Origin of the sequence: Longimicrobium sp., from assembly GCF_036387355.1 — a bacterium.
Taxonomy (GTDB): Bacteria; Gemmatimonadota; Gemmatimonadetes; order Longimicrobiales; family Longimicrobiaceae; genus Longimicrobium.
In genome coordinates, this window is sequence record NZ_DASVTX010000445.1 from 1 (window position 1) to 3,160 (window position 3,160).

General features: G+C 71.6%; 2 protein-coding genes. One reads left to right on the forward strand and one right to left on the reverse strand.

What is annotated here, in order from left to right; genetic code table 11:
- Positions 1–1,309: M28 family peptidase (locus VF665_RS19500; RefSeq protein WP_331055134.1), on the forward strand; the 1,309-nt coding region annotated here is incomplete at its 5' end.
- 153 nt (positions 1,310–1,462) lie between these two features.
- On the opposite strand, the gene VF665_RS19505 is transcribed toward VF665_RS19500, so the two are convergent.
- On the reverse strand, positions 1,463–3,160 hold a 1,698-nt coding region (locus tag VF665_RS19505; protein WP_331055135.1), incomplete at its 5' end, for an RtcB family protein.

The window sequence follows — 3,160 nt, forward strand, 5'->3', positions numbered from 1 at the left end:
CTCCATCGCGGGAATCTTTCGCCGTGCGGGGCTGCGTCCCGCCGGGGACTCCGGCTCGTACCTGCAGCGATTCACCTTTGCCGCCGTGGACGTACCCGCGGCGGAGCGCCGCTTCACCATGGACGCAGGCGGACGGCAAACCGCGTGGACGTACGGCGCGGACTACTTCAGCTTCGCCGCCCAGACCGCGGCGGAGGGCGAGGCCGTGTACGTGGGCCCGGCGCTTCCGCAGCCGTCCGAACTCGGCGAGGGCGCGCGCGGCCGCATCGCCGTCTTTCACCTGGGCGGCAGCCCGGTGGACGGCGTGGGGGCGATGACCGGCGCCGTAGTTTCGGCGATGCGCGCCGGCTCCAGCGGCGTGCTCCTGGTGCTGGATCCCGCCATCGACGCGGACAGCGTCGAGTGGTTCGCGCACCAGATGGAGGGCGCGAACCCCACGGCGCCGCTCCCGGTGTTCGGCATCCGCACGGAGGTGGCGCAGTCCGTCTTTCGCGCCGGCGGACAGGACGATGCGGCCCTGCGCGCCCGCTCGGCCACCCTGCCGCTGCCGTTGCCGGGCGTGCGGATTTCCATGGCCGCCCCCGCGCGCCCCGTCCAGGTGAGCGCGCCCAACGTGGTGGCGGTGCTCCCCGGCTCCGATCCCGTGCTGCGCGACCAGTACGTCGTGCTGACCGCGCACTTCGACCACGTGGGCGTGGCGCACGGCGCGGACGGCGACTCCATCTACAACGGCGCGGATGACAACGCGTCAGGCACCGCCGCGCTGCTCGCCGCGGCGGAAGCGTTCGGCCGGCTGCGCAGGGCGCCCGCGCGCTCCGTCGTCTTTCTTGCCGTGAGCGCCGAAGAGCGCAACCTGCAGGGTTCGCAGTACTGGGTGGCGCACCCCAGTGTGCCGCGCGAGCGCATCGTGGCGAACATCAACCTGGACATGGTGGGCCGCAACGCGCCCGACACGCTGACCGTCCTTGGGCAGGAGTACTCGTCGCTCGGCGAACTGGTGGCCCGGGTAAACGCCGCGCACCCGGAGCTCCGATTCCACCTGCAGTCGCAAGTGGACCCGGCGCTGCGCTGGTTCGGCCGGAGCGACCAGGCCAGCTTTGTGGCGGCCGGGGTGCCCGCGCTCTTCTTTTCCACAATGCAGCACCCCGACTACCACCGCGTGACGGACAGCCCGGCGAACCTGAACACGGAAAAGCTGGCCCGCGTGGCGCGGCTGCTGTTCTACACGGCCCACGCGGCCGCCTCGGACCCGGCGCGCCCCGCCTGGCTCCCGGGCGGGCAGGCCCGGGCCCGGGCGGCGATTCAGTAGGGCAGTGCGGAGTGCGGAGTGCTGAGTGCGGGAGCTCAAAGGTGCGAAAGTGCGAAGGTGCCGGCATACCGAAACCGCGGGGCGCTGATTCTGGGCTGAGTCACTCAGCACTCAGCACTCCGCACTCAGCACTCCGCACTCCCGCACTCCCATTCAGTCCTTGTACGGATCGATCTCCCCCGCGCCCGCCATCACCACGATGAGCGGGCGCAGCACGTGCTCGATGTGGATCGTTCCGCCCTGCGCCTCCAGCACCTTGGGCAGGCGGCGATACGCCTGCGGCGCCTCGTCCAGGCCACCGCCGCGCAGAATGACGCCGCGCTTCCCCAGCCAGTCTCCCACCATCTCGCGCGAGATGCGCCCGGGCCGGATCACCTTGCCCGACTTGCGGTTCACCTTGCCCGCGGCCTCGGTGCGCGACATCACGCGCCCGGCGCCGTGCACCGTGCTGAACATCGCCTCGCGCTGCGCCGCCGCCGTCTCCTCGTCCGGCGCTTCCGCCCCGCGCACGATCACCGCGTCGTCGCCCATCGAGCCGCCGATGAAGCCCTTCTGGCCCGGAAAGGCTGGCGTGGCGCCCTTGCGCACCACCACCATCTCGGCGGTCTCGCCCGTCTTCGCCACGGTCTGCTGCTCCTTCCAGGCGAAGTTGTGGTGGTTGTGCACCAGCTCCAGCTCCCTTCCGCCCAGCATCTGCACCACCTTGCGCGCCACCCACTCGCGCCCCGCGTAGGCGTAGCGCCCGGCGAGCTCCATGAGCTGCCAGTAGTCGTGCCCCAGCGGCTGGGTCAGGTCCAGCAGCACCTCGGCCTCCTTGGCCCGCTGGCCCCAGTCGCCGCCCTGGCTGAGCGACAGAAAGTCCGACGCGATGGTGTGCCCCAGCCCGCGGCTGCCGAAGTGCACGCCCACCCACACCGCACCCGCCTCGTCGGCGAACACGTCGACGTAGTGGTTGCCGCTCCCAACCGTGCCCAGCTGGCGGCGGGCCTTGTCGCGCAGGGTGTCGCGGTAGCCGCCCGTGTTGGGGATGGCGTACCAGGCCGGGTCCAGGAACAGCGGATCGTCCACCGGCGCGTCGTCCGCGTTGTTCTTGCGCCCGATACCGAACGAGATCGCCGACTGAATCTCGTCCGCCAGGCTCCGCGCGTCGCGGTCCTCGGCCAGGCGGTGCGGGTTCCGCTGTACCTCCGGCAGCGTGAGCCCGCGGGTGATGTCGCCCATCGTGAGGTCCGTGCGGATCGCCGCGTTTCCGCAGTTGTGCACGGCCACGCCCCCGGCCAGAAAGCACGCAGCCGGATCGCCGGTCACCACGTCGTAGACGGCGGCCGCTCCCCCAGGCTCCACCGCCTCCACTGGAACCCAGCAGATCTCGCCCTCGCTCTCCGGCTGCGTCGCCTCGCCGGGAAGCCGGCGCGAACGCCCGCGGTCATCGTACATCGAGTGGTACACGAACCCCGGCGACACGCCGAACTCGGACGCCACCTCGGCCATCACCGTGCGCCACCCCGCGCCCGCCGTCTTGCGGGCGCGCGCCTCGTGCCTGGCCGCGTCGCGGTTGCGTAGGTACTTCTCGCCCTGCCAGGCCACGCTGAAGGCGGCCGCCGCCCGCACCCGCTTTTCCGCCGAGCGGCAGAAGCCGACCTCGGCAAAATAGCGCACCTGCTCCGCCTGGCCGCCCAGTACCTGGAGCACCGAGGTGATCCGGTCGCCGCGGCGGGGCCCGCTCTCCGCGACGGAGACCTGAAAGCCCAGCGACTCCAAGAGCCGCGCAAAGAAGCGGATCGCGTTCTGGTGCGTTCCTGACTGCTTGAGCTGCAGGTTGGGGATGGTGCCGGTGCGGTGCACGCGCGG